The 1,309-nt window shown below is 72.3% G+C and carries 2 protein-coding genes; both read left to right on the top strand.

From position 1 onward, the window contains the following. Positions 1 to 768, top strand: a 768-nt coding sequence (locus AB0M20_RS44085; protein WP_364307515.1) for a VWA domain-containing protein, incomplete at its 5' end; no start/stop codon positions are given. Beyond that, positions 768 to 1,286, top strand: coding sequence for a VWA domain-containing protein (locus AB0M20_RS44080; protein WP_364307514.1), 519 nt, complete (start codon positions 768 to 770; stop codon positions 1,284 to 1,286). The genes AB0M20_RS44085 and AB0M20_RS44080, both read left to right, overlap by 1 nt. The last annotated feature ends 23 nt before the right edge of the window (positions 1,287 to 1,309 follow it).

Genomic DNA, 1,309 nt, shown 5'->3' with positions numbered 1-1,309 from the left:
GGCCTGGCCCGGCCGGAGGCGAACCTGGCGGTGCCCCGGGTGGCCGGGACCGTGGTGCTCGCGTTCGACGTCTCGAACAGCATGGGCGCCAAGGACGTGACGCCGAGCCGGCTCGCCGCGTCGCAGGCCGCCGCCACCGCGTTCGTCGAGCAGCAGCCGGACACGGTCGACGTGGGCGTCCTGCCGTTCGGCGACCAGGCGCTGCTGACCCAGGCCCCGACCGACGACCACACCGCCGCGCTGGCCGCGATCGACCGGCTCAAGCCCGGCGGCGGCACCTCGCTCGGCCAGGCGATCCTGGTCGCGCTCGGCACCATCACCGGCAAGCCGGTCGACCTGCCGGACGAGGGCGAGCCGGTGCCCGAGCTCGGGTACTGGCCGTCCGCGACGATCGTGGTCTTCTCCGACGGCCAGAACACCGGCGGCCCGGACGCCGAGGCAGCCGCCGAGCTGGCGGCCGCCGCCGGGGTGCGCATCCAGGCCGTCGGGGTGGGCACCGCCGCGGGGGCGACAGTGGAGGTCGACGGCTTCCAGCTCGGCACCGCGCTGGACGAGACGCTGCTGACCACGGTGGCGCAGGTCTCCGGTGGCGCGTACCAGAAGTCCGGTGACGCGCAGGCGCTGGCCGACACCACCAAGGCGATCGACCTGCGGCTGACCACCAAGAAGGAGCCGGTCGAGCTGACCGCGCCGTTCGCCGGCGCCGGCCTGCTGCTGCTCATGGCGGGCGCCCTGCTCGGCCTGCGCTGGCACGGGAGGATCGTCTGATGTCGTTCGGCTGGCCCTGGGCCCTGGTCGCGCTGCTGGCGGTGCCGTTGCTGCTGGCGGCCCGGTGGTGGCTGAACCGGCGCCGCAAGCGGGCCGCGGTGACCGTCTCGAGCATCGCGCTGATCCGGGCCGCGCTGCCCGGGCGTACCTCGTGGAAGCGGCGCATCCCGGTCTACCTGTTCCTGGCCGGGCTGCTCGCGCTGGCCGGCGGTCTGGCACGGCCGCAGGCGTCGCTCGCCGTGCCGTCCAACTCGACGTCGATCCTGCTGGCGATCGACGTCTCCGGCTCGATGTGCACCACCGACATCACGCCCAACCGGCTCGCCGTCGCGACCGAGGCGGCCCGCGAGTTCGTCCGGGCCCAGGAGGACGGCACCCGGATCGGCCTGGTCGCCTTCTCGGGGATCGCCGGCCTGCTGGTCCCGCCGACCACCGACAAGAAAGCGTTGCTGGACGCGCTGGACACCTTGATAATTATAATAAAAAGAAGTCGCTCACCCACCGACCAAAGTTTGTGAACGACAAAACCCAGAGAAAAAAC

Source organism: Actinoplanes sp. NPDC051633 (assembly GCF_040681735.1).
GTDB lineage: Bacteria > Actinomycetota > Actinomycetes > Mycobacteriales > Micromonosporaceae > Actinoplanes.
Note: the sequence above shows the minus strand (reverse complement) of the source record. Positions and strands in the feature narration are given on the sequence as shown.

Bases quoted from the DNA above. Each gene is read 5' to 3' on its own strand.
- AB0M20_RS44080 (WP_364307514.1), top strand. From the start codon at position 768: ATGTCGTTCGGCTGGCCCTGGGCCCTGGTCGCGCTGCTGGCGGTGCCG.